This is a genomic window from Pseudomonas sp. LBUM1679, assembly GCF_059695565.1.
This window is the reverse complement of record NZ_CP166774.1, coordinates 161,914-184,402: the sequence shown is the minus strand read 5'-3', so window position 1 is coordinate 184,402 and position 22,489 is coordinate 161,914. Positions and strand designations below refer to the sequence as shown.

Annotated in this window: 21 protein-coding genes; 3 read left to right on the top strand and 18 right to left on the bottom strand. The window is 60.7% G+C overall.

Features of this window, described 5'->3' with window-relative positions; translation table 11 throughout:
* Positions 1-54 precede the first annotated feature (54 nt).
* The 5 genes from ACA062_RS00835 to ACA062_RS00815 all read right to left on the bottom strand — a co-directional run bounded on the left by ACA062_RS00835 (position 55) and on the right by ACA062_RS00815 (position 3,921).
* A complete protein-coding gene (locus ACA062_RS00835; RefSeq protein WP_497454821.1) occupies positions 55-324 on the bottom strand; it encodes a hypothetical protein in 270 nt (89 codons plus the stop codon).
* Between the two features lie 20 nt (positions 325-344).
* A complete protein-coding gene (locus ACA062_RS00830) occupies positions 345-974 on the bottom strand; it encodes a hypothetical protein (RefSeq protein ID WP_497454820.1) in 630 nt (209 codons plus the stop codon).
* Complete coding sequence (locus ACA062_RS00825) at positions 971-1,552, bottom strand: RNA polymerase sigma factor (RefSeq protein WP_497454819.1); 582 nt, start codon at positions 1,550-1,552, stop codon at positions 971-973. Before ACA062_RS00825 ends, ACA062_RS00830 begins: the two co-directional genes overlap by 4 nt.
* A gap of 17 nt (positions 1,553-1,569) precedes the next feature.
* Positions 1,570-3,273 (bottom strand): vWA domain-containing protein, encoded by a 1,704-nt coding sequence (locus tag ACA062_RS00820; RefSeq protein ID WP_497454818.1) that lies wholly within the window; start codon positions 3,271-3,273, stop codon positions 1,570-1,572.
* Between the two features lie 87 nt (positions 3,274-3,360).
* Positions 3,361-3,921 carry a YbhB/YbcL family Raf kinase inhibitor-like protein gene (locus ACA062_RS00815; RefSeq protein WP_497454817.1) on the bottom strand — a complete coding sequence of 187 codons (561 nt, stop codon included), beginning with the start codon at positions 3,919-3,921 and terminating at the stop codon, positions 3,361-3,363.
* Positions 3,922-4,060: 139 nt separating this feature from the next.
* Between ACA062_RS00815 and ACA062_RS00810 the strand changes: the two genes are divergently transcribed.
* A complete protein-coding gene (locus tag ACA062_RS00810; protein ID WP_497454816.1) occupies positions 4,061-5,590 on the top strand; it encodes an FAD-dependent oxidoreductase in 1,530 nt (509 codons plus the stop codon).
* 119 nt (positions 5,591-5,709) lie between these two features.
* Here ACA062_RS00810 and pgaD read toward each other — a convergent pair whose 3' ends face one another.
* The 13 genes from pgaD to ACA062_RS00745 all read right to left on the bottom strand — a co-directional run bounded on the left by pgaD (position 5,710) and on the right by ACA062_RS00745 (position 20,866).
* Positions 5,710-6,234 (bottom strand): poly-beta-1,6-N-acetyl-D-glucosamine biosynthesis protein PgaD, encoded by a 525-nt coding sequence (gene pgaD, locus ACA062_RS00805; protein WP_497454815.1) that lies wholly within the window; start codon positions 6,232-6,234, stop codon positions 5,710-5,712.
* A complete protein-coding gene (pgaC, locus tag ACA062_RS00800; RefSeq protein WP_497454814.1) occupies positions 6,231-7,586 on the bottom strand; it encodes a poly-beta-1,6-N-acetyl-D-glucosamine synthase in 1,356 nt (451 codons plus the stop codon). Before pgaC ends, pgaD begins: the two co-directional genes overlap by 4 nt.
* A 1-nt stretch (position 7,587) precedes the next feature.
* Positions 7,588-9,588: a poly-beta-1,6-N-acetyl-D-glucosamine N-deacetylase PgaB gene (pgaB, locus tag ACA062_RS00795; RefSeq protein ID WP_497454813.1), complete on the bottom strand. Its 2,001-nt coding sequence runs from the start codon at positions 9,586-9,588 to the stop codon at positions 7,588-7,590.
* Between the two features lie 12 nt (positions 9,589-9,600).
* Entirely contained in the window at positions 9,601-12,081 is a 2,481-nt protein-coding gene (gene pgaA, locus ACA062_RS00790) for a poly-beta-1,6 N-acetyl-D-glucosamine export porin PgaA (protein WP_497454812.1), read from the bottom strand.
* A gap of 261 nt (positions 12,082-12,342) precedes the next feature.
* Complete coding sequence (locus ACA062_RS00785; RefSeq protein WP_497454811.1) at positions 12,343-13,848, bottom strand: YdgA family protein; 1,506 nt, start codon at positions 13,846-13,848, stop codon at positions 12,343-12,345.
* Between the two features lie 281 nt (positions 13,849-14,129).
* A complete protein-coding gene (locus tag ACA062_RS00780) occupies positions 14,130-14,765 on the bottom strand; it encodes an NADH:ubiquinone oxidoreductase subunit N (protein WP_497454810.1) in 636 nt (211 codons plus the stop codon).
* An 82-nt stretch (positions 14,766-14,847) separates the two neighbouring features.
* Entirely contained in the window at positions 14,848-16,296 is a 1,449-nt protein-coding gene (locus ACA062_RS00775) for an efflux transporter outer membrane subunit (protein WP_497454809.1), read from the bottom strand.
* Entirely contained in the window at positions 16,293-17,180 is an 888-nt protein-coding gene (locus ACA062_RS00770) for an efflux RND transporter periplasmic adaptor subunit (RefSeq protein WP_497454808.1), read from the bottom strand. The genes ACA062_RS00775 and ACA062_RS00770 overlap by 4 nt, the downstream gene beginning before the upstream one ends.
* Positions 17,177-17,386, bottom strand: a complete 210-nt coding sequence (locus tag ACA062_RS00765; protein WP_497454807.1) for a DUF1656 domain-containing protein — start codon at positions 17,384-17,386, stop codon at positions 17,177-17,179. Before ACA062_RS00765 ends, ACA062_RS00770 begins: the two co-directional genes overlap by 4 nt.
* Positions 17,383-19,455, bottom strand: coding sequence for an FUSC family protein (locus ACA062_RS00760; protein WP_497454806.1), 2,073 nt, complete (start codon positions 19,453-19,455; stop codon positions 17,383-17,385). The genes ACA062_RS00765 and ACA062_RS00760 overlap by 4 nt, the downstream gene beginning before the upstream one ends.
* Positions 19,452-19,880, bottom strand: coding sequence for a MarR family winged helix-turn-helix transcriptional regulator (locus tag ACA062_RS00755; RefSeq protein ID WP_497454805.1), 429 nt, complete (start codon positions 19,878-19,880; stop codon positions 19,452-19,454). Before ACA062_RS00755 ends, ACA062_RS00760 begins: the two co-directional genes overlap by 4 nt.
* Before the next feature lie 140 nt (positions 19,881-20,020).
* Positions 20,021-20,266 carry a DUF2789 domain-containing protein gene (locus ACA062_RS00750; protein ID WP_095054509.1) on the bottom strand — a complete coding sequence of 82 codons (246 nt, stop codon included), beginning with the start codon at positions 20,264-20,266 and terminating at the stop codon, positions 20,021-20,023.
* Between the two features lie 138 nt (positions 20,267-20,404).
* The gene (locus ACA062_RS00745; protein ID WP_307343119.1) at positions 20,405-20,866 is read right to left on the bottom strand and encodes an aminoacyl-tRNA deacylase; all 462 of its coding nucleotides are present in this window, start codon (positions 20,864-20,866) and stop codon (positions 20,405-20,407) included.
* A gap of 267 nt (positions 20,867-21,133) precedes the next feature.
* On the opposite strand from ACA062_RS00745, the gene ACA062_RS00740 reads away from it, so the two are divergent.
* Positions 21,134-21,667, top strand: coding sequence for an NfeD family protein (locus ACA062_RS00740; protein WP_497454804.1), 534 nt, complete (start codon positions 21,134-21,136; stop codon positions 21,665-21,667).
* A 2-nt stretch (positions 21,668-21,669) separates the two neighbouring features.
* Positions 21,670-22,428, top strand: a complete 759-nt coding sequence (locus ACA062_RS00735) for a slipin family protein (RefSeq protein WP_128873913.1) — start codon at positions 21,670-21,672, stop codon at positions 22,426-22,428.
* Positions 22,429-22,489: the final 61 nt, after the last annotated feature.

Below are 22,489 nucleotides of genomic sequence, written 5' to 3'. Positions count from 1 at the left end.
GTCCTGATTTGTCGGGGTCTGCAATTTGAAAGAGTAGTGCTTTGTGTGCGGCTTTCACTCGGTCGTCCAGTCGAACTCGTCGTATTCATCATCGTCTTCTTCGTCCTCGATCAACTCATCATCAGGGACGTCTTCTTCAGGAGCCCCCTCTTCCTGCTTGGCCAGCAGAAACTCCTTACGACTCTCAGTCACTGCTCGCCGCAGTTCTTCGCCCTTCACCGGGCAGTTGAGCATTTGGGCGATGCGGTCGATTTTTTTTGCCACGGCATCCTCCAACGCATCGGCTATGGGTCGATAGTGCGCGCTTTCGGGTGTCGATGCCAAATTGGCGGCCGCTGTGTACCTCAGTTTTTCTGTAGCTCCTTCAGTCGGGCTTTGAGGTTTTCTCCAGGGAAACGCTTGTGCAATGTTTTCAACAGCGCATCGGCGGCCTGTTGCTGACCGGCATTTTGCAGGCGCAGGACCTCATGCAGCTGTTCATCCAGTGTTTTCCCCGGAGCCGCTGCACGTTTGCTGACCTTCGCTTCATCGGCCATTTCAGCGTTGATCGATTCGCTCTGCGCAGGGGCGGCAAAATCGGCCATTGGCGCCGCGGGCGCAGGTGCGGACATAGCGCCGGCCGGGGCAGCCAGAGAGCGTGCAGCCGACGGTGGTGCTTGTGCGGTTTCTTTTTTAGCGACCGGCGCGGATATTTTTGGCGCTGGGGCGAAGTCGTAGCTCGGCGTTTGTTCCGGCGTGCGCTGCACCAAAGCAAGCATCAGCGCCACGCCGACCAGGCTGGCAAATGCGACCTGCCAACGAGGCTTCTGGCATGCCTGAACCCAGCGTTGCCACAGGCTGGGTTTCGGCGCAGGGACTCCGCGGTGCGCGGTGGCCAGGATGAAGGCGTCGAGATGCGCCGGTGGTTCATCAGCAGCATGTTCACGAAAGTGCTTCACCACTTCCTCTTCCGGTGTAGGACGGGCGTCAGTCATGTCAGTACCTCCTCGGCCAGCAGCCGACGCAGTTTTTGCTGGGCGTAGCGCAAGCGGCTTTTGACGGTTTCCAGCGGTGTTTCGGTGAGGGTGGCGATTTGCGGCAGGTCTAGGTCACCGTGGGCTCGCAGCAGGAACACTTCACGCTGGTTGGCGGGCAGGTTTTGCAGGGCGGCTTCGAGACGCTGGTTGTCGCGACTCAGGCTCAGCAGTTGTTCGGGATCGGCCGCCTCGTCGCTCAGGGCGTGAAGTTGTTCGTCATAGCTGTCGTGCAAGGGGTTGTGGATGCCGTGTTTGCGCCAGTGATCGATCAGGCGGTTGCGGGCAATCTGGTAGAGCCAGGTACGAAAATTCGCTCGACCTTGTGGCTGACTGCTGCTGCGGATCAGGCTCAGCCAGGTTTCCTGGTAGACCTCTTCGGCCAGTTCGGCTTTGCCGCTCAGGCCGACCAGGAAGCGATAAAGCCCCTGGCGATGGCGGGCGTACAAGATCTCGAACGCCGGCCCGTCGCCCGAACGGTAGCGGGCCAGCAGCGATTCGTCGCTGCCGGCGGCTGAGCTGATTTCAGGATCGGACATGTCAGCGCTGGCCTCTTTCACTCTTTCCGGTGGTCATTGGGCTGTTGGTTCGATGCGGTCGAGATTCGCAGGCTCTGCGCCAACTCCACCAATTGCACAAACTCTGCCCGCAGACCAAATTGATCATTACCCCGAGCACCGCGGGCCAAGGCTTCGGTGTCTTTCAGGCTGAAGTCGCCGGTATAACGCCCATCCTTGAGCTGCTGGGAAAACGCCGCCACGGCCGCCGCAAATCGCAGGTCATCACTGGCTTTGCCGGCCTCACTGTCGACGATCGACCGCTCGATCAAGCGACTATTCCCACCCTCAGGCAACTGATATCGCACTCGCAACATCGCCAATTCCCCGGTGTTCCCGGAAACATCGGCCACGGATTTGCCATACCGCAACGGCTCCAGCCAGCCCTTCTCACCCTTGGGCACAATTTCATACAACGCGGTTACGGTATGTCCTGCACCGATTTCACCCGCATCGATTTTGTCATTGCTGAAATCCTCACGTTTCAGCGCGCGATTCTCGTACCCCAACAACCGGTATTCGCTGACCTGCGCCGGGTTGAATTCCACTTGCAGCTTTACGTTCTTTGCCACGACAGCGAGGGTCGAACCGAGCTGATCCACCAGCACCTTGCGCGCCTCGCGCAGGTTGTCGATGTAGGCGTAGTTGCCGTCGCCGGCATCGGCCAGTTGTTCCATCAGGTGTTCATTGTAGTTATCCACACCAAACCCCAGGGTGGTCAGGGACACGCCGGTCTTGCGTTTATCCACCGCCATTTGCTTGAGACTGTCGAAGTCGCTGATGCCGACGTTGAAGTCGCCGTCGGTGGCCAACAGGATGCGGTTGATACCCTGGGGGATAAACGCCTGTTGTGCCATTTGGTAAGCCAGCTCGATCCCCGACGCCCCAGCGGTGGCGCCGCCTGCAGTCAATTGATCGATAGCTGTACGAATTTTCGCTCTTTCCCGTCCGGAAGTCGGTTCCAGGACCACGCGCGAATCGCCGGCGTAGACCACCAATGACACCCGATCCTGCTCGCGTAACTGATCGACCAGCAGTTTCAGGGTGCTTTTGACCAACGGCAAACCTTCGCGACGGTCCATAGAGCCGGACACGTCCACCAGAAACACCAGGTTTGCCGGTGCCAGTTCGGCCACCGTGCGGTCGGACGCCTTGATGCCGATGCGCAGCAAACGGGTATGCGGGTTCCACGGTGACGGCGCCAATTCAGTGGTTACGCCAAACGGCGAGCCATCGGCGGGCAAGGCGTAATCGTAGGGAAAGTAATTGACCATTTCCTCCAGGCGCACCGCGCCTTCGGGCGGCAAGCGCCCTTGATTGAGCAAGCGGCGGACGTTGGCATAGGCGCCGGTGTCGACGTCGGCGCTGAACGTCGATACCGGCGATTCGGTCACGCTATGAATCGGGTTGTCAGCCAGCGCTTGATACTGCTCACGCTGCTCGTCTCGATAACCTCCCGGAGCGGATTCAGGCATCGGCGCAAAGCCCGCCATGGGTGCCGGTCGCACGCTGCGCTTGGCCATCGTGGCGTCCGCCATGACCGCCTCGCTACGTACCGCCTCTGTTTTGAGCGCACCTTGAGCCGGCGGCGAGACCGAGGCGGATTCAGGCTTGGACGAAACACCGCAACCGGCCACGGCCAGCAATAACCCGACGGTGAAACCCTGAGCGGCCGGGCGGAGGAAATGCAGAGGGAGGGACATGGGGGCTGACCTCAGGAGGAAATTGATCCATACATCCTCTGAGACGGGCAGCCCGACCGGTTCGGGTTAAACCGAAGTGAAAAAACTTCAGCGGTGATAACGCCGCACCACGCTGCTGTTTTTCAACACATGGCCTTTGATCTTTTCCATCAGCTGCGCGCGGCTCAGGCCGGCGGGCAAGGCGTCTGGTGCCAGGTCCAGGGCATAGAGCTGGATGATGTAGTGATGGGAGCTGTCGCCGACCGGTGGGCAGGGACCCACGTAGCCGGTGGTGCCTTTGCTGTTGCTGCCGCCCACGCCCTCGAGGGCGGATTTGGCGCCGACTCCGGCCGGGATCTGGTGGGTCGCGGCCTTGATTCCATAGTGAATCCAGTGGTCGACGCCCAGGCCTTTCTGGCCATCGGGGTCGTGCATCACAATGGCGTAGCTCAAAGTGCCCAGGGGGCCGGCGTTCCAGCTCAGGGCCGGTGACTGATTCTTGCCGCCACAACCGGCAGCATCGCTGGCCGCTGCCGCCGTGAACAGGCGATTGTCCGTAACACCGGGGATACTGAGGGTGAAGCGCTCCTGGGCCTGCGCCGGATATTGCACGCAAAGGGCGACTGCAACGGCCGCCAGCCAAGGGTTCAGGGAGGTCAATCGGGTCATACCGGAGCACCTTGTGCGGGTGGGGCCATGGACGGCGTGCAAACTATAGCCGGACCGTTCGTGCCTTGGCAGCGGCAATTGGCTGAACCTCGGAAGAAACCCCGGACTCTTAACTGAAACGTCCGTCAGGAAAGCGATCATGGCCCTGCACCGCGTCGCCCGTTTCGCCGATGTGCCCGAGAACCGTGGCCTGGAAGTCCGGATCGCGGACACTAAAATCGTCCTGCTGCGAGTCGGCGATCAATTGCGCGCCTATCAGGGTGAATGCCCCCATGCCGGGGCGCCGCTGGCCGAGGGCGCGCTGTGTAACGGACGGCTGATCTGTCCCTGGCACAAGGCCGCGTACCGGATCGAAGACGGTGCGCTCTGTGAACCGCCGTCCCTGGACAGCCTGAAGCGCTACCCGCTAGAACTGCGCGAAGACGAGGTTTGGGTCGACGACCGGCCACTGCCGGCTGGCAGCACACCGCCGGCTGACGATGAGCGCACGTTCGTGATCATCGGTGCCGGTGCCGCGGGCACGGCAGCTGCGGCGGCGCTGCGCGAAAAAGGCTTTGGCGGCCGCGTGCTGCTGATCGACCGCGAAGCCGACGCCGGCTACGACCGCACGGTGCTGAGCAAATTCGTGATCGCCGGTGAAATGCCGCCGGAGGACGTCCCACCGCTGCGGGATGAAAGCTTCTACCACGAGCAGCGAATCGAGCGAATCAAGGGTGAAGTGGCCAGCCTGGATGCGGCGAATAAAACCCTGCGACTGGCTGACGGTCAGTCGCTGACGTATGACGCCGCCCTGCTCGCTACCGGCGGCACGCCCAACCCGCTCACTCTGCCCGGTGCCGACTTGCCGCAGGTCTTCGTGCTGCGCTCGAAGGATCAGGCGCAGCGGATTCTGGCCGCTGCGCAACCTGGCCAGCGAGCGGTGATCATCGGCGACAGTTTCATTGCCCTGGAGTCTGCTTCGGCCCTGCGCGAATACGGTCTGGACGTCACCGTTCTGGCTCGCCACGCCGTACCCTTCGCCAAGCAATTCGGCGACGCGGTCGGCAAGGCCATTCGTGCCCGGCATGTGGCCCACGGCGTGGTCTTCCACACCGATAGCGAAGCCGCGCAGATAGAAGGCACCGACAAGGTCGAAGCGGTGAAACTGGACAACGGTCAACGTTTGCCAGCGGACCTGGTGCTGGTCGGCATTGGCGTCAGCCCGGCAACCGCACCGTTTGCCGATTTACCCAAGGAAAAAGATCAGTCACTGACGGTCGACGGCGGTATGCGCGTGACCGCTGGGCTCTGGGCCGCCGGTGATATCGCGACCTTCCCGCTCAATGGCCAGCCTCAGCGCATCGAGCATTGGCGCCTGGCCCAGCAACAGGCACGGATCGCGGCAGCGAACATGCTCGGCGGCGACGAGCATTACCTCGACGTGCCGTTTTTCTGGACCTGGCACTTCGGCAAAAACTACGACTACCTGGGCCATGCCGAGGCCTGGGACGAAGTCGAATTCAAGGGTGACCCCGACCATCCGCCCTTTATCGGCCTGTTCTGCAAGAACGGTGTGGTGGCAGCCGCCGTCGCCTGCGATGAAGAACGGGCGATGGCGATGCTCGCTGAACGGATGAAACAACCACTGCCGGTGGACGAGGCGTGGCGCTTGATTCGGGACGTTGGCTGACCATGAGCCTCGCATAACCGGTGTAGGAGCTGCCGCAGGCTGCGATCTTTTGATCTTTAAAGAGCAAGATCAAAAGATCGCAGCCTGCGGCAGCTCCTACACGGGCGTACGTGTCAGGCTCAGGCGCGGTTTACCGGCTCTTTGCCTTCGTCATCGTCGGATGGACGACGGACCACTTTTGGATTCTCCAGAGGATGCAGGGAGAGCGGCTGCCGGGGATCGATAGTAAAGAAGTGGCTGACCACGTGCGAGATATCGCCATCGTGATCGTTGTGAATGGTCATCGAACCTGGGCTGCGCAATTTGTGCAGCCGTTCGCGGGACAGTTTGAAGCTTTTGCTCAAGCTCTGATCGTCGACGACCGGGGCCGGGAGTCGACGCTGGGCGTAGCTTTTGCTTTTACGTTGTTGATAACGTGCCCAACCGATCAGAACCACCGCGTTGAACACCGCCACCCACAAATAAATCTGCAGGGTGCCGAGGGCGTCGTACGCTGAAGCGCCAATCCGCGGACCGTCGTGGCTGCCGATCAATGGCCAGATACCCAGAAACAATAAATACAGGAATCCGGCCCAGGCCAGGACGGTGAACAAGGTATCGACCACGATAAGCACTGGCCGCTGCCGGGTTGTGATGATTTTCATTTGACGATCTCCTCTTCATCGGCACCAGGCGGCCGAATGCCGCGATCTGGACTGACCCAGCGCGCACGTTTCTGACGTAAACGGAACAGCACTTTGGGAAAACTGACCAGTGTGGTGAGCAGACTGACCAACCAGAACACCAGCGGGTACCAGATCACCCAGAACATCGTCTTGCCCAAACCTTTTTCGTAGCGCCGATCGATCAGAAGGCTGACCCCGAACTGCATCAGGCAGACCACTGCCAGCAGCAAGCCGGTGAACGCCGGTGGCCACATACGGGGCACCGCGATGACTTCCGGCAACGCGATGTACAGACCCACCAGCCATAAAACTATCGACAGCAGGAAGGTGAACGCCCAACCGGTGGACAGGCAATATTCGAACAGCAACGGCCAGAGGTAACGATGACGGTACTGCCAGATGCCGCGAATGTTCTTGAACAGCACTTCCGCACCGCCCTGGGCCCAGCGCAGACGCTGCTTCCATAGACCACCCAGGGTTTCCGGCATCAGGATCCAGCACAGCGCACGGGGCTCGTAGAAAATGCTCCAGTGGTCCAGTTGCAGCTTCCAGCTGATATCAATGTCTTCGGTGATCATGTCCGTGCTCCAGTAGCCGACCCGGTGCAGGGCCGTACGACGGAAAGCAACGACCACGCCGGAGACGGTAAAGATCCGCCCGAACACGCGCTGGGTACGTTTGATCAGACCGATGATCGAGGAGAACTCGCCAACCTGCACCCGGCCGACCAGGGTCGAACGGGTACGGATCCGCGGGTTGCCGGTCACCGCGCCGAGGCGCGGGTTCTCGAGCAACGGCGCAACCAGGTAAGCCGCGGTATGGGGTGCCAGCAGCGCATCACCGTCGATGCACACCAGGTACTCGCTACGCGCTGCAATGGCGCCCATGCGCAGGGCCACGGCCTTGCCCTGGTTCTCCGCCAGGTGCAGTACCCGCAAACGCGGATCCTGCACGGCCAAGGCGTCGAGTATCGCGCCCGTGTTGTCTTTCGAACCATCGTTGATCGCGATGACTTCGATGTTCGGGTACTGCTGGCCCAGCGCCGCATGGATGGTTTCAGTGACGTTGTCACCTTCGTTGAAGCAAGGGACGAGGATTGAAATCAGCGGCTCGCCGGCCAGCGGTGGCGGCAAGGTGTCTTCGTTCCACGGCCAGTGCCGCTCCCAGTGCAGCCAGAAATAGAGCCCCCCCGCGATCCACAGTCCCGACATGAACAGTGGATAGAAGAACACGAAGTCCATCAGGAATTGTCCGGTGAGCAGAAAGATCAGCCCCAGAGGAATCCCGAGGACGATCGCCAGAACCAGTAAAGCCAGAAGTCTATCCAGCATGTTATGGATTCCACTTGTTGGAGAGGGCCGGCCGTACGGATTTCAGGTCGGGCAGATTGTCGAGGAAGTTGTCGGGGTAGTAGCCAAAACTGGTCACGCCCTGACGCTGCAGAACTCGCATCCACTCGGCCAATTGTTCGCCTTCGATGTCTGCCTGGTCCTGTTTCGTCCAGTCCCGTGCCTGCAATTCGAACACGGTGCGATCAAGCGCGCCTGGGCGAGCCTTGACCGTGGCGACCAGTTTCTCGAGCCAGGCTTCGGAGTCTTCATAAGACTGTTTTTCCATCAACGGCATGGCCATCGGCGCCGTCCAGTCGTATGTGACGAGGAAGTCATCAAGGTTCTGCGCGTACCAGGCTTCACTTTCGGGGTTGAGCATTGGTTCGGCGAAAATGTTGCGCGCCGTATCCAGTTGCGGGCCACGAATCGCGCGGACCTTGGCGGTCAGTTCCTTGGTGAAATCGATCAGGTAGCGGCTCTTGAAGCGCGTCCAGCGCTGCAGCACTGCAGGATCGGCACGCAGCGCGGAAATCGAGCCGGGTAGACCGTTGGCGGCGTAAACCTTGAGGGCATCGGGGCCTGCGTCTTCGAAGTCCGACAGCAGCGCGTCATCGTGAAACAGGATGCCGTGCACCGATGACATGCGCGCCAGGTCTTCGTAGATTTCACCAATGATGCGCCGTACGTTCGGATCGAAGGGCGACAAGCGTTTGTACTGGTTCGGATCGACCGCCGTCGTGCCGGTTTCCGGGTCCCAGCGCGTCACGCGCGGCAGCTTCGAATCCAGGGCAAAGCTCAGCACTGGCATCCAGGCGTAGACTTTGACATGGGCCCGGGTGCGCAACTGCCAGGCCACGCGGTCAAAAATGTCGGCGGCCATCGGCAGGTGACGGTTGGGGAAGTACAGCGAACGCACCAGGCCATCACCCTTCGGATCGGCGAAGGCCTGCAGGAACACCGTATTGGCGCCCATGTCGGACATGCGCTGGATCAATTTACCCAGGTTTCTTTCCTGCTGGGCCGGGTCCGGGTCGTAGACGTTATCCAGGTCTACGTGCACGACGCGCATTGCGTTCTTCGACTGCACCGAGACGACGCTGTTGGCGAAGCGCGCGCCTTCCGGGTCAGAAGAAACAAGGTAACGCGGGCTGTTCATCAGGGTATCCAGAGTGTCGAGCCCGTCTTCCAGGGTCAAGGCCATCTCGTAATCCTGATCATTGACGATTTGCAGCGTGGTGCCGCTCGCCGCGCCGTACGGCCAGACCCAGACTCGCGGCTTTTTACCCGTGACTTTGTGGATTTTCTCCGAGATCGCCAAGATATCCACGCGTTGACGGGCCTGGAACTCGGCTTCGGTTTCATAGCGTTTGGCGACTGGATCGTAACGCCGGGTCGTGGCGGCCGGCTCCAGGTTGCCCTGAGGGTTAGCCAGGATGCCCTTGTGATTGGCATCGGTGTGCGCAGCGATTTCCACCAGTCCGGATTGGGAAACCTCCCTTACCTGATCCCAGGTCAGGAATTCCGAGCGCTTGCGCGGCATGCCGGCGAAATCCACCGGTTTGTCCAGCGGGGTGTCGACCCAGGTTCCGACCGGCGCCAGCAATGCAGGCCATTTATAGGCACGCAGCACCGGCATCACCCGGGTATAGAAGCTCGAATAACCGTCGTCGAAACTGAGCATGACCGCTTTGGGAGGCAGGTCGGGGCCTCCTTTTTTGCGTGCCGCCAGGACCTGGTCGACGGAGACCGGCTGGTAGCCGTTCTCCCGCAACCAGGCCAGCTGCTCGATCAGGCGCTCGGTGCGCACGGCCACCACCGCCTGGTCGGGGTCTTTGTCATCGACATCGTGATAGGCGATGCCGAGTACATGGTTTTTCGGCCACGGGGCTTCGCTGGTCACCACCGGCCTTTCGGTCGGCGGCGCAAATGCCGGTGCTTGCTGGGCGCAGGCGCTGATCAACAGCACTCCCAGCAGGAGGAAGAAACGCGACATCAAGGCCATTTTCAAACCCCTCTAGAAGCGGAAAGTAAGATCGACCATCAGACGCAGATCGGTTTCCCGCTCTCCGTCATATGGCCGGTTGATTGCGCTTAACATACCGCCGACCTCCACCACGTCGTTCCAGCTGTAACGCTGGCCATAGCCCAACAGCGCCATGCCTCCGGTGGAGTGATATTGCTGGGTGTAAGTACCCGCGCCGGCCTGGAACTGCTGACTCCATCGAGTTTCATAGCGCTCGTAGAGCATGTGATTGACGCTGACCATCGGCAGGACGCTGAGATCGGACTTGGGATTGAAATACGGCACGTCGTCAGACAGGGAGTTGTGGCTGGCGCCGACTTCCAATCCCAGATCGACTTGCACGGTCGGTGCGCTGTAGATGCCTTCGCGCCCGGTGAGCAAGGCTTCGACGCGGTCGTTGCCGTCGCTGAAGTGAGACGGACTGACCGCGAATTTCCACTCGCGACTTTCATTGGCCCGCCAGCGAATGAAACCGCTGCCGCCATTGGCCGTGATGTCGCTGTTCAAGGCCCGCAACGGTGTCGCCGCGGCGAAGTATTCCAGGCTGGCGCCGTACTGCCAGTAATCGTTGATGTCATGGGCGAACGCCAGACGCGCGCCCTGTTTGGAACCGAAGCCATAGGAGTGGTTGGAGACTTCCGCTTCCAGGGTCAAGTCGCGGGTCCGGCGTTCGAGCCCGACGCGCTGGAAGTTATGGTTACCGGTTCCTTCCTGGAAGTCGCCTTCGGCATAACCGGCACCGGCGAACACACGCCAGTCTTCACCGATGGGCGGGCTGTACAGGACGGTTTCGATGCCGAAATCTTTACTGCCGTTGACCGCGCCGACGTTGTCGTCATCGCCGCCATAAGTCTTGCCGCCGAACGCTTCTACCCGCAACTCGAACTTGTCATGGACCTCACGCTGACGTTGCAGGCGCTGGACCTGACGATTGTCGGGGGAACGCGCGACCACGTCGTCGGTCAGGGCATCCACCTGCCGCCATTCCTGCAGGTCCGTGGCGGTGTGGGCCTGGGCGATTTCCAGGTTAATGTCCCGCGGGGCCATGCTTTCGGCTTCCTTGAGCTTGCTCTCGGCAAGCCGTGGCCAGCCCCGCGCCAGGTACAGGTCGGCCTGAGACACACGCAAGCTCACGTTGCCCGGCGCCTGTTCGACCAAGGCCTGCAGACGCTCCTCGCCATGGGGCAGATCGGAACTGTAGGTCCCGGCCTGGGCAGCGAGTTGTTGCGCGTCCATCCATTCGTCGTTGGGGTTGCCTCCAGGCAAGCCCTTGAGCTCGACCCGTGGTCTCTGGGTTTTGGCCAGCTCCTCGGCGACTGCGCGCGCCTCGGTGGCCTCGCCGCTTTCGAGCAAGGCGTAGTAAAGCGCGGTGGTGTCTAGCAAACGGTTGCCAGGATCGGCATCCGGCGTGAGCAGGATCGCACGATACATATCGGTGGCGATTTCCGGTTCGCGCTGGTCCAGGTAGGACGCGGCCACCCAGCGCTGGGCATAGGTCGGCACTTCCACACCTTCGGCCTGCAGCTTGTGGTGTTCGCTGATGACCTCGGCGGTGCGCGAACGGGCCTTGAGGGCACCCATGCGGTCGATGCGCCAGCGGATGACGTCATCTTTAGCCTGCGGATCCGCGGACCAGGTGGAAATCAATTTGTCGTAATCGGCCAGGGCGCGATCAGCGATCACATAACGCTCCGATTCGCTGCGGGTAGGCATTTCAGCCAGCCGCACACGTTCTGCGGCCAGGTCGCCTTCGAGGTGACGTATCGTGACCGGATCGATCAACCCGGGGCGCTGACGGGCCAGGCGCAAGGCCGGTTCCGGCAGGTGAGCACGTTGCATCGCACCCACATACTCCCTGGCGACTTGTGGATCGTTACCGGAACGGACAAAGGCCTGATCGTATTCGAACAACGAATCGTATTGATTGCCGGCACGATTCAAGGCGTAGCCCAGGGCCATCCGGCGGGAAACGTCATTGGGTTGAGCCGCCACCAGCGCTCTGGCTCGCGTTACCGCCTGGTCGGGCTTGCTGGAGTCGGCCTGGGTCAATGCCAGCCCCAGTTGCAACTCCTGGTTGTCCGGTGCGATGGCCAAGGCTTTGTTGTAGACCCGGCTCGCATCGTCCCAGCGCTTCTGGTTGCGGTAAGCCCGTGCAGTCGCGGTCAAGGCCGCAATGGGCAGGTCCAGGGTGCGCCCCTGGGTTTCATAAACCTTGATCACTTCGGCGTCCAGGCCGGCCCAACTGGCGATCTGCAAGTGATCGCTGATCTGATCGGTGGTGGCCTGGTCCGGTGGCACCTGACGCAGCGCGGTGAGCGCGGGCGTGTAGTGACCGGCTCGGGCATCGAGCACCATTTCATCGTAAGGGGTGTTTGCAAACGCTAACATCGGCCAGATCAACTGGCTGCACAACGCGACGCGAAACAGCGGTCGCATACCACGTTGAACAAAAGGGGCAACAATACTCGGCATACGTCAGCATCCTTACATGGCCAGCCGGGCCGCAATGCCCTCTTCGCCCTTTCGTAACGGAAAGCTGGTCCAGGTGACCCAGCCAAACTTTATTGAGGGCAGTCTTGCATGCGAACTCGCTGGGTAATTGGGAACACAATAATTGTTCAGATTCGTGAAACTGCAGGCGTCATCCATCGTCCCGTCTCAAATGCCAGACAGCAAAACGCCCGACGTCTGCTTGGGAGCAGAGGCCGGGCGTGCGGTGTGTAAGCCCCGGTTTTACTGGATGTTTCCAGCCCCCCCAAGCTTACTCATCACGAAGCCGGCAAATTCTTCGACCGTCATTTTCTGGCCGTTGAACTCCACCTGATTGTTAGCGTAGTGCAGTTTGGTGACGATGCTACTGCCTTCGAGTTTTGCGAGCTGGGCACCGACCGCCATGCTGCTGAACATGTCGGCGGTGGCGGTGGCCTGGTCGGCAATCAGCTTGGCATCGGTCTGACCGTCGATCTGCCCCTGGACGCTAAGCAAATCAACGAGCATGGGCTTGGACACCTGCAGATTGACGTCCAGCAGGGCGATCAGTTGCCGGGTCAGTTGATCCGGTGGCAAGTCCATCGACTTGGGCTTGGTCAGGTCGAGCACCAGATTGGCGCGGCTTTCACCGTTGGTGGTGTGGAACGACAGATTCTCCAGAGCAATCTGCGGACCGGCAGCCAGCAATTTCTCCAGACCGGTCTTGACCTGGGCCTCTTCGGCCGGGGTCAGGACCAGCTCTGGCACGGGTTCACCGGCGGCAGCGGCCTCAGCGGCGGCTTTCTCGTACGGTTGCAGTTTGGTCTGGTAAATCTGCACCAGCGACTGAGTCGCCGGGATGTCGAGGTTCTTCAGGCTCATGGCCATCTGCGCAGAGCCGACCGTCTTGCCGTTGAAGGACACTTCGCCCACCTTGTAATCGGCACGCCCTGAAGCGCTGGTGCCCGATTCCTCGGTCTTGTTCTTCATTTCAAATTTCTTGAAACCCAGTATCGACTGCCGGGCGCCGAAGGTGGTTTGGCTGTCGGTCAGCTCAAGGGTGTTCTCGCCGGTGTAGTAGCCGTAGGTGCTTTTTTCCAGGTTGCTGGCAAACGTCAGGCCGTTCAGCTCAACCTTCACCGGCGTCTGGTCTTCAGCCACTGTGGTCAGCGTCAGGCTATCCATGTAGCCGTTGGCCTTGACCTTCTGCGCCTGGGCGCTGGCAGCGACGTCGAGGTTGAGGCCGGAAAACTTCAGGTTGGACTTGTCATCCAGGGCCACGTCCAGCGGCAGCATTTGCAGGGTGCCGTTGGTGGAATTGTCGTAGCCGATGTTGACCAAGCCAGTGAGCGGGGATTTGTCCTTGGCCGCGACGAACCATTTTTCGGTGGTCGGGGTTCTTTCCAGTTCGTAGTGACTGGTGGCCATGACCGGCAGCCACTTCAGCGATACCAGGCGTGAAAACGGCAGCGGACCATGTTCGATGTGATCGACGAATAACAGTTCTACCGGTGCTTCGCCGAACATTTCGCCTTCGCCCTTGAGACGATAATGCGCGGTGCTGCTGAATACATTGCGCTCCAGCGACACCAATTCCAGGGACGCCGTGCCGTTGGAACCCACCAGCGCGGCCTGCAATTCCTTGTTGGCGTCGGCGATCGAGGTGTTGAGCACGCCTTCGAGCTTGGTACCGGTGTACCAGGCACCGCCGGCACTGATGACACCGATGGCGACGACAATTCCCAGAAGCACGCCTGCTGATTTATTCATGAGTTACCCAGTCAATGTCCGTTGTTGAAGGTGTGGTCGTCTTCCCTGAACCCTTGACGGGTTACGGCTCGACTCCGCTGAAAAGTGGAATGCAGATTAGCATCAGGCGCACCGGGCGCCCCAATGATTAAAGGTTAAAGAGTGTCTATGGACCATGCGTGGGGGGTAAGAGTTTCGGTGGTCATGAGATCGCCATCGCGGGCAAGCCCGCTCCCACAGGGATTGCGCTCAACCTGTGGGAGCGGGCTTGCCCGCGATAGCGTCAGTGCAAGCGACATAAGTCAGGAATATTGGACCTCAATCTCATCCAGCTGATGATCAAAGCTCTTGAGCCGCGCCGTCCACGTATAAACCAGCACCTCAAAATCGCGATTGATCACCGCCCCGCCCGTCACTTGCGCGCGCGGGTCGCAGAAGTCCAGTTGATAGCGCTCTCGGGCCATGGCGGTGGCGACATCGGCGAGTTCACGGGCGTTATTGAGCCAGTGCCGGCCGTCTTCGGCGATCTGCTTGTCCAGCTCCAGACATTGCTTTTTCAACGCTTCGAGGCTTTTTTCCAGCGGTGTGCCGGTGAGTTCGCCCATGACCTCCTGGAACGTGCGCCCCGGTTGCCAGTAACTGCCCCAGAAATACCGGTCAAACACCGTTTCGACGCGACGCAACGCCACCTTGGTGTCCCAGATCAGCACCAGGGTCTTGCCTTGTTCACATTGTCTTTTTTTTATGCGCTGACTCTGGACCGACGCCCAGGCCACTACCACGATAGCCATCACGGCAATCAGCGCAGTGGCGCTGTCGAGGAAAATCAGTGCCTTGTCGATTTGATGGGCCAGCATGATGCCGTAGAAATAAGTGGCCGAGAGCAGCACCAACGCCGCAATAGCGCACCAGAAGCCGGGAGCATAAGGGTTTTTCATTATTGGTATCCCCATGACCAACGCGTGCCTGGATCGATGAGCTCGGCAAGCGATCTCATCAAGTCAAAGCATAGCAACGGCCTCAGGGTTTGCCGGGGTTCGAGGCTTGCGTTCGTCCGCTTTCCCAGCCACCGCCCAACGCCAGGAACAAATCGATCTGGCTCATGGCAACCTGGGTGTTGGCGGCGGCCAATTGCGCCCGTACGTCGGTATAAGTGCGCGTGGCTTGCAGATCGGCCAGGAACGAGGCGCGACCGGCGGTGAAAAAGCGGTGGGTCTGGTCCGCGGCCAGTTGCGCTGACTGCTCTGCGTCCGCCAAGGCGTCGCGGCGCTGCAGCAAGGCGGAGTACTGGGCCAGGCCGGTCTGGGTTTCGCGGATGGCGTTGAGCACCACGCCGTCGAAATGCGCCAGCGCGCCCTGGGTCGTCGCTTCGGCCTCGCGGATTCGCGCCCGGGAGCCGTTGGATGGAACGGTCCAGGTCAGCAATGGGCCGAAGCCCCAGCGATTGGTCGCCGGTTTGCCGAGGTTCTCCAGAATGCCGACGGTACCGACCGTCGCGCCGATGCTGATGTCCGGGTACAACTCACCGGTGGCGATACCAATGCCGGCCGTCGCGGCAGCCAGTCGGCGCTCGGCCTGCCGCACGTCGGGACGGCGTTTGAGCAAGGTGACGCCGTCACCCACAGGCAACAATTGCGCGATTTTCGGCAGCTCGGCGCAGCTGGCGGTACCGGCCGGTAGCTGATCCAGCGGTTTAGCCAGCAGCATCGACAAGCGGAACAGGCCAGCCTGGCGCGCCGCTTCATAGCGAGGCATGTCGGCGCGCAAAGACTTGAATTGGGTTTGCGAGCGGGTGACCTGGGTTTCATCGCCACGCCCGGCGTCACGCAACCGTTGTGTCAGCGTGGTGCTCTGGGCTTGCAGGTCGAGAGAGTGCTGGGCGATTTCTCGCTCTTCGTTGGCCGCGCAGACTTGGGTGTAAGCCCGAACGACGTCGGCCACCAGGGTGATTCGGGCAGTATCCGCCGCGGCCTGAGTCGCATCGGCATTGGCCTTGGCCGCTTCGATCCCGCGCTGCAACGTACCGAACAGGTCAAACTGATACGAGGTAGTAATACCGATGTCACCTACGTTGGCCACCGGCACTTTATCCGCCAGCAGGAACGCTTCGCCGGACTCCTGTAAACGCTGGGCCCCCATTTTCACCCCACCGCTCCAGCCACCGGCAGCCTGAGCCTCGTCGACCAGAGCGCGGGCCCGGGACAGGTTCGCCGCCGCCACGCGCAAATCGGTGTTGGAGGCCATGGCTTGCTGGACCAGCTGATCAAGACGTGGATCCCGATACAGGCGCCACCAATCCCCGGGCACCGGTGCCGAAACGACATTTTTGCCATCCATCGCCAACTCGCCCTGAAAATCTTCACGGTGTACGGCAGCTTCATCCGGCAGGTGATAATCCGGCCCGACCACCTGACAGGCCGACAGCAGCAAGCCTAATCCGACGACCACCCAACCCGAAGCCTTGCTCATCTCGCGGGCTCCTCGGTCTGATCGTCAATAATCGACACCGTGGCCGTGCGGCCGGCAATCATGCGGAAGTCCGCAGGCACCTCGTCGAAGGCGATCCGCACCGGAATCCGCTGGGCCAGCCGCACCCAGCTGAACGCCGGGTTGACGTTGGGCAACAGGTTGCTGCCGCTGCTGCGATCGCGGTCTTCGATGCCGGCGACGATACTTTCCACGTGCCCGCGCAGGCGTGCACGGTCACCGATCACCCGAATGTCGACGCGCTGACCGACATGAATGCCATCCAGCTTGGTCTCTTCGAAATAGCCATCGATGTGAAAGGAATTGCTGTCCACCACCGACAACACCGGGCGTCCGGCGGTGACGAATTCCTGATTGCGCGGCGCACGGTCATTGACGTAGCCATCCACCGGGCTGCGGATGGTCGAGCGGTCGAGGTTGAGCTGGGCGCTATCCACGGCAACCTGGGCTTCCATCAGCGCCACTTCCGCACGAGCCACCCGGGATTGGCTTTCTTCCAGTTGCTCGCCCGGCACCAGATTGCCGAGGCCACGGTTGCGTTTGGCTTCCCGTTGCGCCTGAGCCAGGGTCTCCTGACGGTCTGCAACTGCGGCCTTGGCCTGGCGCAGGGCCAGTTTGAAGCGGTCCTGGTCGATGCTGAACAGCACCTGGCCACGTTTCACCAATTGGTTGTCGCGCACCGCAACCTGCTGGATCAGCCCGGAGACATCCGGAGCGATCTGCACGATGTCGGCACGGATGTGCCCGTCACGGGTCCAGGGCGCAAACATGTAATACATCACCATGCGCCAGACCACGACAACGGCAAAGGTCACGATCAGCAGGGTCAGCACCACGCGACCGAGGGTCAAAAACGGTTTTTTCATGTCATCAGGTATCGACTGAGTGAGTCCACGGCGCCGAGCAGCAAAGCGTAGAGAGCCACGTTGAACAATGCCCGGTGCCAGACCAGACGGTAAAAGTGCAGGCGCGTGAGCAACCCGTGCACCAACAGGTACAACATGTACGTAATACCCATCAGCACCAGCAGCGTCGGCAGGAACACCCCGCTGAGATCCAGATCACCGATCATAAAGGCGCTCCATCGATGCCATGGGGCAGCGGTTCTTCAGGTTCGCCTGCGCTGACGAACTCCACACCCGGCAGCAATGCCAGGCGCAAGCCGCTCAGGGCGTGCAGCAAATGCAGACGGGCGCCCTCATCGCACTCGGTGTCAAGGGCGCGACGGGTGCGGTCCAGAGTCATCAACAATGGGCTCGGCGCTGGCAAGCGTTCGCCGGCCTTGAGGCACGCCTTGAAGTATTCGCCGACTTCGGCCACCACTTGATGCAACAGCACTTGTGGTACGCCGATCACTCGCGGTGTATAGGCCAGCAGGTCGAGCAGATTCAGCGCCACACGTACTTCGCGCAGCGCGATGCCCGTGTCCTGGCCGGTCATGGCCAGCCGCGGCAGATGCTGCATCAGGCGATCGAGGATGTGCACGCCCAACTGCCGGTGTTCGGCCAACGAGGCCGGCTCGGTGAGGCTGACAATGTCGCGCCAACTGAAACGGGTCAGGCGCTTGGCCGCCAGTTCCGCACCGAACGGCCGCGCGATCAGGGTCCAGACAAAGGCGAACAGCAAACCCACGGGGCCGGCAAGGTTGGAATTGGCGAAGCTGAGGAAGTCCGCGTCGTAGGCCCCCTGAATGCTGATGAAAGACGAGGTATTGACGAGGGTCAGCAGCATGCCCAGGTAGAACTGGGGCTTTACCGTGAGGGTGCCGATGCAGATGAAGGGTACGGCGAATGCCAGCACCAGCATCGGGAAGTCATGCAGGTTAGGCAGGATCAAGAACAGGTAGAGGCTGGCGAACAGCACCGACATCGCCGTCCAGAAAAAGAACCGGTAGATCTGCGGTGCCGGATCGTCCATCGAGGCAAAGAAGCTGCACGCCACCGCCGCCAGAATCACCGCGGAGCCACCGTCGGTCCAGCCGAGCAGAATCCACAGCACCGACGCGACAATGATCGCAGTGACCGTGGACGCCGCCGAATAGAGCATCAGCCCACGGTCGAGAAACGGCGACAACCGCCCGAGCCGCCAGTGCCGATACACCGCCCGCCAGCTGTCCTGGCTTTCGCACTGGATGGCGTATTGCAGGCTGCGGCAGTCCTGCCACAAATCGATCCACTCACCCAGACGGTACAGGGCATTGGAAAACAGCAACTGCTTGCGATCGTCCAAGGCCTCCGCGGAGGGTTGCAGGGCTTCGAGCTGGTTTTTCAGTGCCTGCCAACGGCCGAGGTCGGCATTCTGCTGCCCAAGCCACTCGGTGGTTGCAGTCAGCAGCGGCGAAAACCTGGCCACCAGCTCGGGGGTGCGCCGTTCAAGGGCATAGAGCGCGTCGTCGAGCGCGTCGATCACCGGCAACAGGTGAATCATGCGCCCGCGCAGTTCCTTGGTGTTGCGCACGGTTTGCGGCCGCGCACCTTCATGGGGCAACTGGCCGATCATCAATTCCAGGGTATTGAATGTCGCGACCATCGATGAACGCAGGGCGCTGACCTCGTCCGGCTGCACGCTGCGGCTGAGGAATCGCAGGCTGTAGGTCGAAGCATCGGTAAACCATTTGCTCACCGAATCGTTGAACACCGGCGCCAGCCGCCTTGGCCAGAACATCGCACCCACCACCGCCGCAACGGCGATACCGAGAAAGATTTCTTCAGTGCGCGCTTCCGCCACGTCCCATACCGCCAGCGGATTATCCACCACCGGCAAGGCGATCAGCGGCAAGGTGTAACCCGCCAGCATCAGGGCGTAACTGTTGGCCGTGCGCAGGTGCAGGGACAAAAACAGCAGCGTCCCGGTCCACAGCGCGATGACCACCACCAACACATACGGACTCTGGACAAACATCGGCACGAAAAAAACCGCGGCGGCGGCGCCAAGCAGGGTGCCGACAGCGCGGTACAGCGCCTTGGAGCTGGTGGGGCCGACGAATGGACTGGAAACGATGTAGACCGTGGCCATTGCCCAATAGGGACGGGGCATTTGCATGAGCATGGCGATGTACAGCGCGATCATCGATGCCGCGAACGTACGCACACCGTAGAACCAGTCCCGGGCCGGGGGCATGCCGGTGAAAAAACCGTTCAAGAATTGGCCACCGGTGAATGATTGGCCGATTCAAAGGCTTTGAGAACCCGCAGTGCCGCTTCCAGATCACTCTGCTCGATGCCTTCGAGCACTTCGTGACGCAAGCGCACCAATTCGATTTCGACGGCCTGTACCAACTCCCGACCGGTCTCGGTCAGGCTCAGGCATTTGGCGCGCCGGTCATGGGCGTCTGCGGTACGGCAGACGTAGCCGGCATGACACAGTTGATCCAGCAGACGCACCAGGGACGGGCTCTCCATCCCCGCTGCCTGCGCGACCGTCACCTGCCGCACACCCTCGCCCAGACGCCCGATCATCAACAACGGGACGGCGCAGGCTTCAGAGATGCCATAGTTGACCAGCGTGGTCTGGCAGATTTTGCGCCAATGCCGGGCGGCCACCACCATGGAGCTGCTGATGTTCATCTGGAGAGCGTCGAGGGTTTTCGGCACGAAGGACAATACACACTGTTAGTTTGCTAACTATCAATATGACATCTGCAGGGAAAGCCGGTCAAGTTTTGTAACAAATTTGTATCGACCATCAAGCCTACATCCGGTCAGGTTTAAACCCCCCGCCCCTTCCTCAGCAGCACGTCCAACTGATCCACCACTTCCGCCCAATCCGCGTCATCCAGAATCTCGTCCCGTAAAAGCTCCGCCTGGCTCTCGTTCCAGAAAAAAGCGTCCGCCAGATGCAGTTCCGGTTTAAGCGGTGAATGCGTGGCGATGAATTTATCGATGCTTTCGGCGTCATCAGGCAGGCCGAGTTGTTTGAAGAGCGAGGGGAGGCTGTGGGTTGGGGATTCCATGTCGGGTTCCTTCGTTATGACTTGATGATGGGATGACCGCTGCGCGGTCAATCGCGGGCAAGCCCGCTCCCACAGGGATATGTGATCACCTGTGGGAGCGGCTTGCCCGCGATGGCGATACGACGGGCGCTGCAACACTCAACTACTCAACTCCCGCACCTCGGCATGCGGCACCATTTTCAGAAACTCCGGCATGTTCATGTGCAGCAGGTTGGTGTGGTTGCCGGCTTCCAGATAAATATCTTTCTGCCGGGTCAGCAGCGGATCGATAACCACATCGAGCCCATAGGCCTCACCCAAGGCGGGCACAGCGCCGCGTTCGCAATCATCAAACAGGTGCGGCAGATTGCTTTCCCGTGAGACCTGCCATTCGCCACTGCTGCGAACTTTGCTCAGGTCCAGGTGGCGGCTGGCGGGGAGCACGGCCATCAGGTAATGACCATGGTGATCGTCGAGAATGACTGATTTCGCCACCCGTTCGGCAGGAATGCCCGCGACCCGCGCCGTTTCGAGGCTGCTGGCCGAGTGTGGGTGGGTGACGATGTCATATTCGCATTGAGCCTTTTCCAGGCTTCTCTGCACGGTTCTTGCCATACGCATGATGCACCTCGATGTCCGCAGACAGTGTCTGGTGGACGATGGTTAACGCTTTTTCTCTGTACTGAAAGTCTAGGCCCGCTGCTGCAAACAAGAGGGAAATCTGCCCACCGGACAACGTCAACAACTGATCAAAATTCGTACAATTAATAGCTCGACTAGACTGTATGAAGTGATGAGCCAACGCGCACTGCCTGAATCAGCACGGTGCTCTCAGGTTCATCGTCGGAACGCCGCCCGGAACAAGCTCGCTCCTGCAGGGAGGGTCAAGTGAACATTCGTTGCTGTGCGGTTGCGCTGTTGTTGGCCTTGAGCGGATCGGTCTTCGCCGCGGACACGGTGGTCCTGCTGACTCCCAACCCCATCGGGATCTGGCTGATCACGTTTGGCATCGCGTTTCTGATTGCCGAGGCGGCACTGCCCAATTACGGCGTGATCGGTTTGGGCGGCATTGTGTTGTTCGTGATCGGCGCGGTGATCCTGACCAATACCGAGGTGCCAGTGCCGCTGATGATCGGCCTGGGACTGATCAGTGCCCTGTTGTTGATCTTCCTGCTGATCCACGCCCTGAAAACCCGGCCGCGCCACACCGTCAGTGGGGATGCAGGACTGGTTGGCAGCGTGACCGCAGTGATGTCGTTGCAGGCCGGCAATGCCTGTAACGGCTGGGTGCACCTGCAAGGAGAGCAGTGGCAGGTACTCAGCACCACGCCGCTGCAACCCGGGCAACGAGTCCGGGTGGTGGCACGCAAGGGACTACTGTTGGAAGTGGCCGCGGCTGACGCGGCGCCGGGTGGAGAATAACCATGGGCCTGCAACTGGGTTTTGCCGCGCTGCTGTTACTGCTGATTGCACTGGCGGGGTCGACCTTTCGTATCCTGCGCGAATACGAGCGCGGGGTGGTGTTCCAGCTCGGGCGCTTCTGGCAGGTCAAGGGCCCCGGCCTGATCCTGCTGATTCCAGTGGTCCAGCAGATGGTTCGCGTCGACTTGCGTACCGTGGTCCTCGACGTGCCGCCGCAAGACGTGATCACCCGCGACAACGTCTCGGTCAAGGTCAATGCGGTGCTGTATTTCCGCGTGCTCGATCCGCAGAAGGCGATCATCCAGGTTGAAGACTTCCTCATGGCCACCAGCCAACTGGCCCAAACCACGTTGCGGGCGGTGCTCGGTAAACATGAACTGGATGAACTGCTGGCCGAACGCGAGCGCTTGAACGTCGATATCCAGCAAGTGCTTGATGCCCAGACCGACGCCTGGGGCATCAAGGTCGCCAACGTCGAGATCAAGCACGTGGACCTCAACGAATCGATGGTTCGCGCGATTGCCAAACAGGCCGAAGCCGAACGGGAACGTCGGGCCAAAGTGATCCATGCCGAAGGCGAACTGCAAGCTTCGGAAAAACTGATGCAGGCTGCCGAAATGCTCGGCCGCCAGCCGGGTGCCATGCAGCTGCGGTACATGCAGACGCTGAGTTCGATCGCCGGAGACAAGAGCTCGACCATCGTCTTCCCGCTGCCGATCGAGTTGCTCAAGGGCATGGCGAATTTGTCGGCGAAGGAATGAGTTGAACGTGACGGCCTCAAAAGATCGCAGCCTTTATAGGCGCTGCCGAAGGCTGCGATCT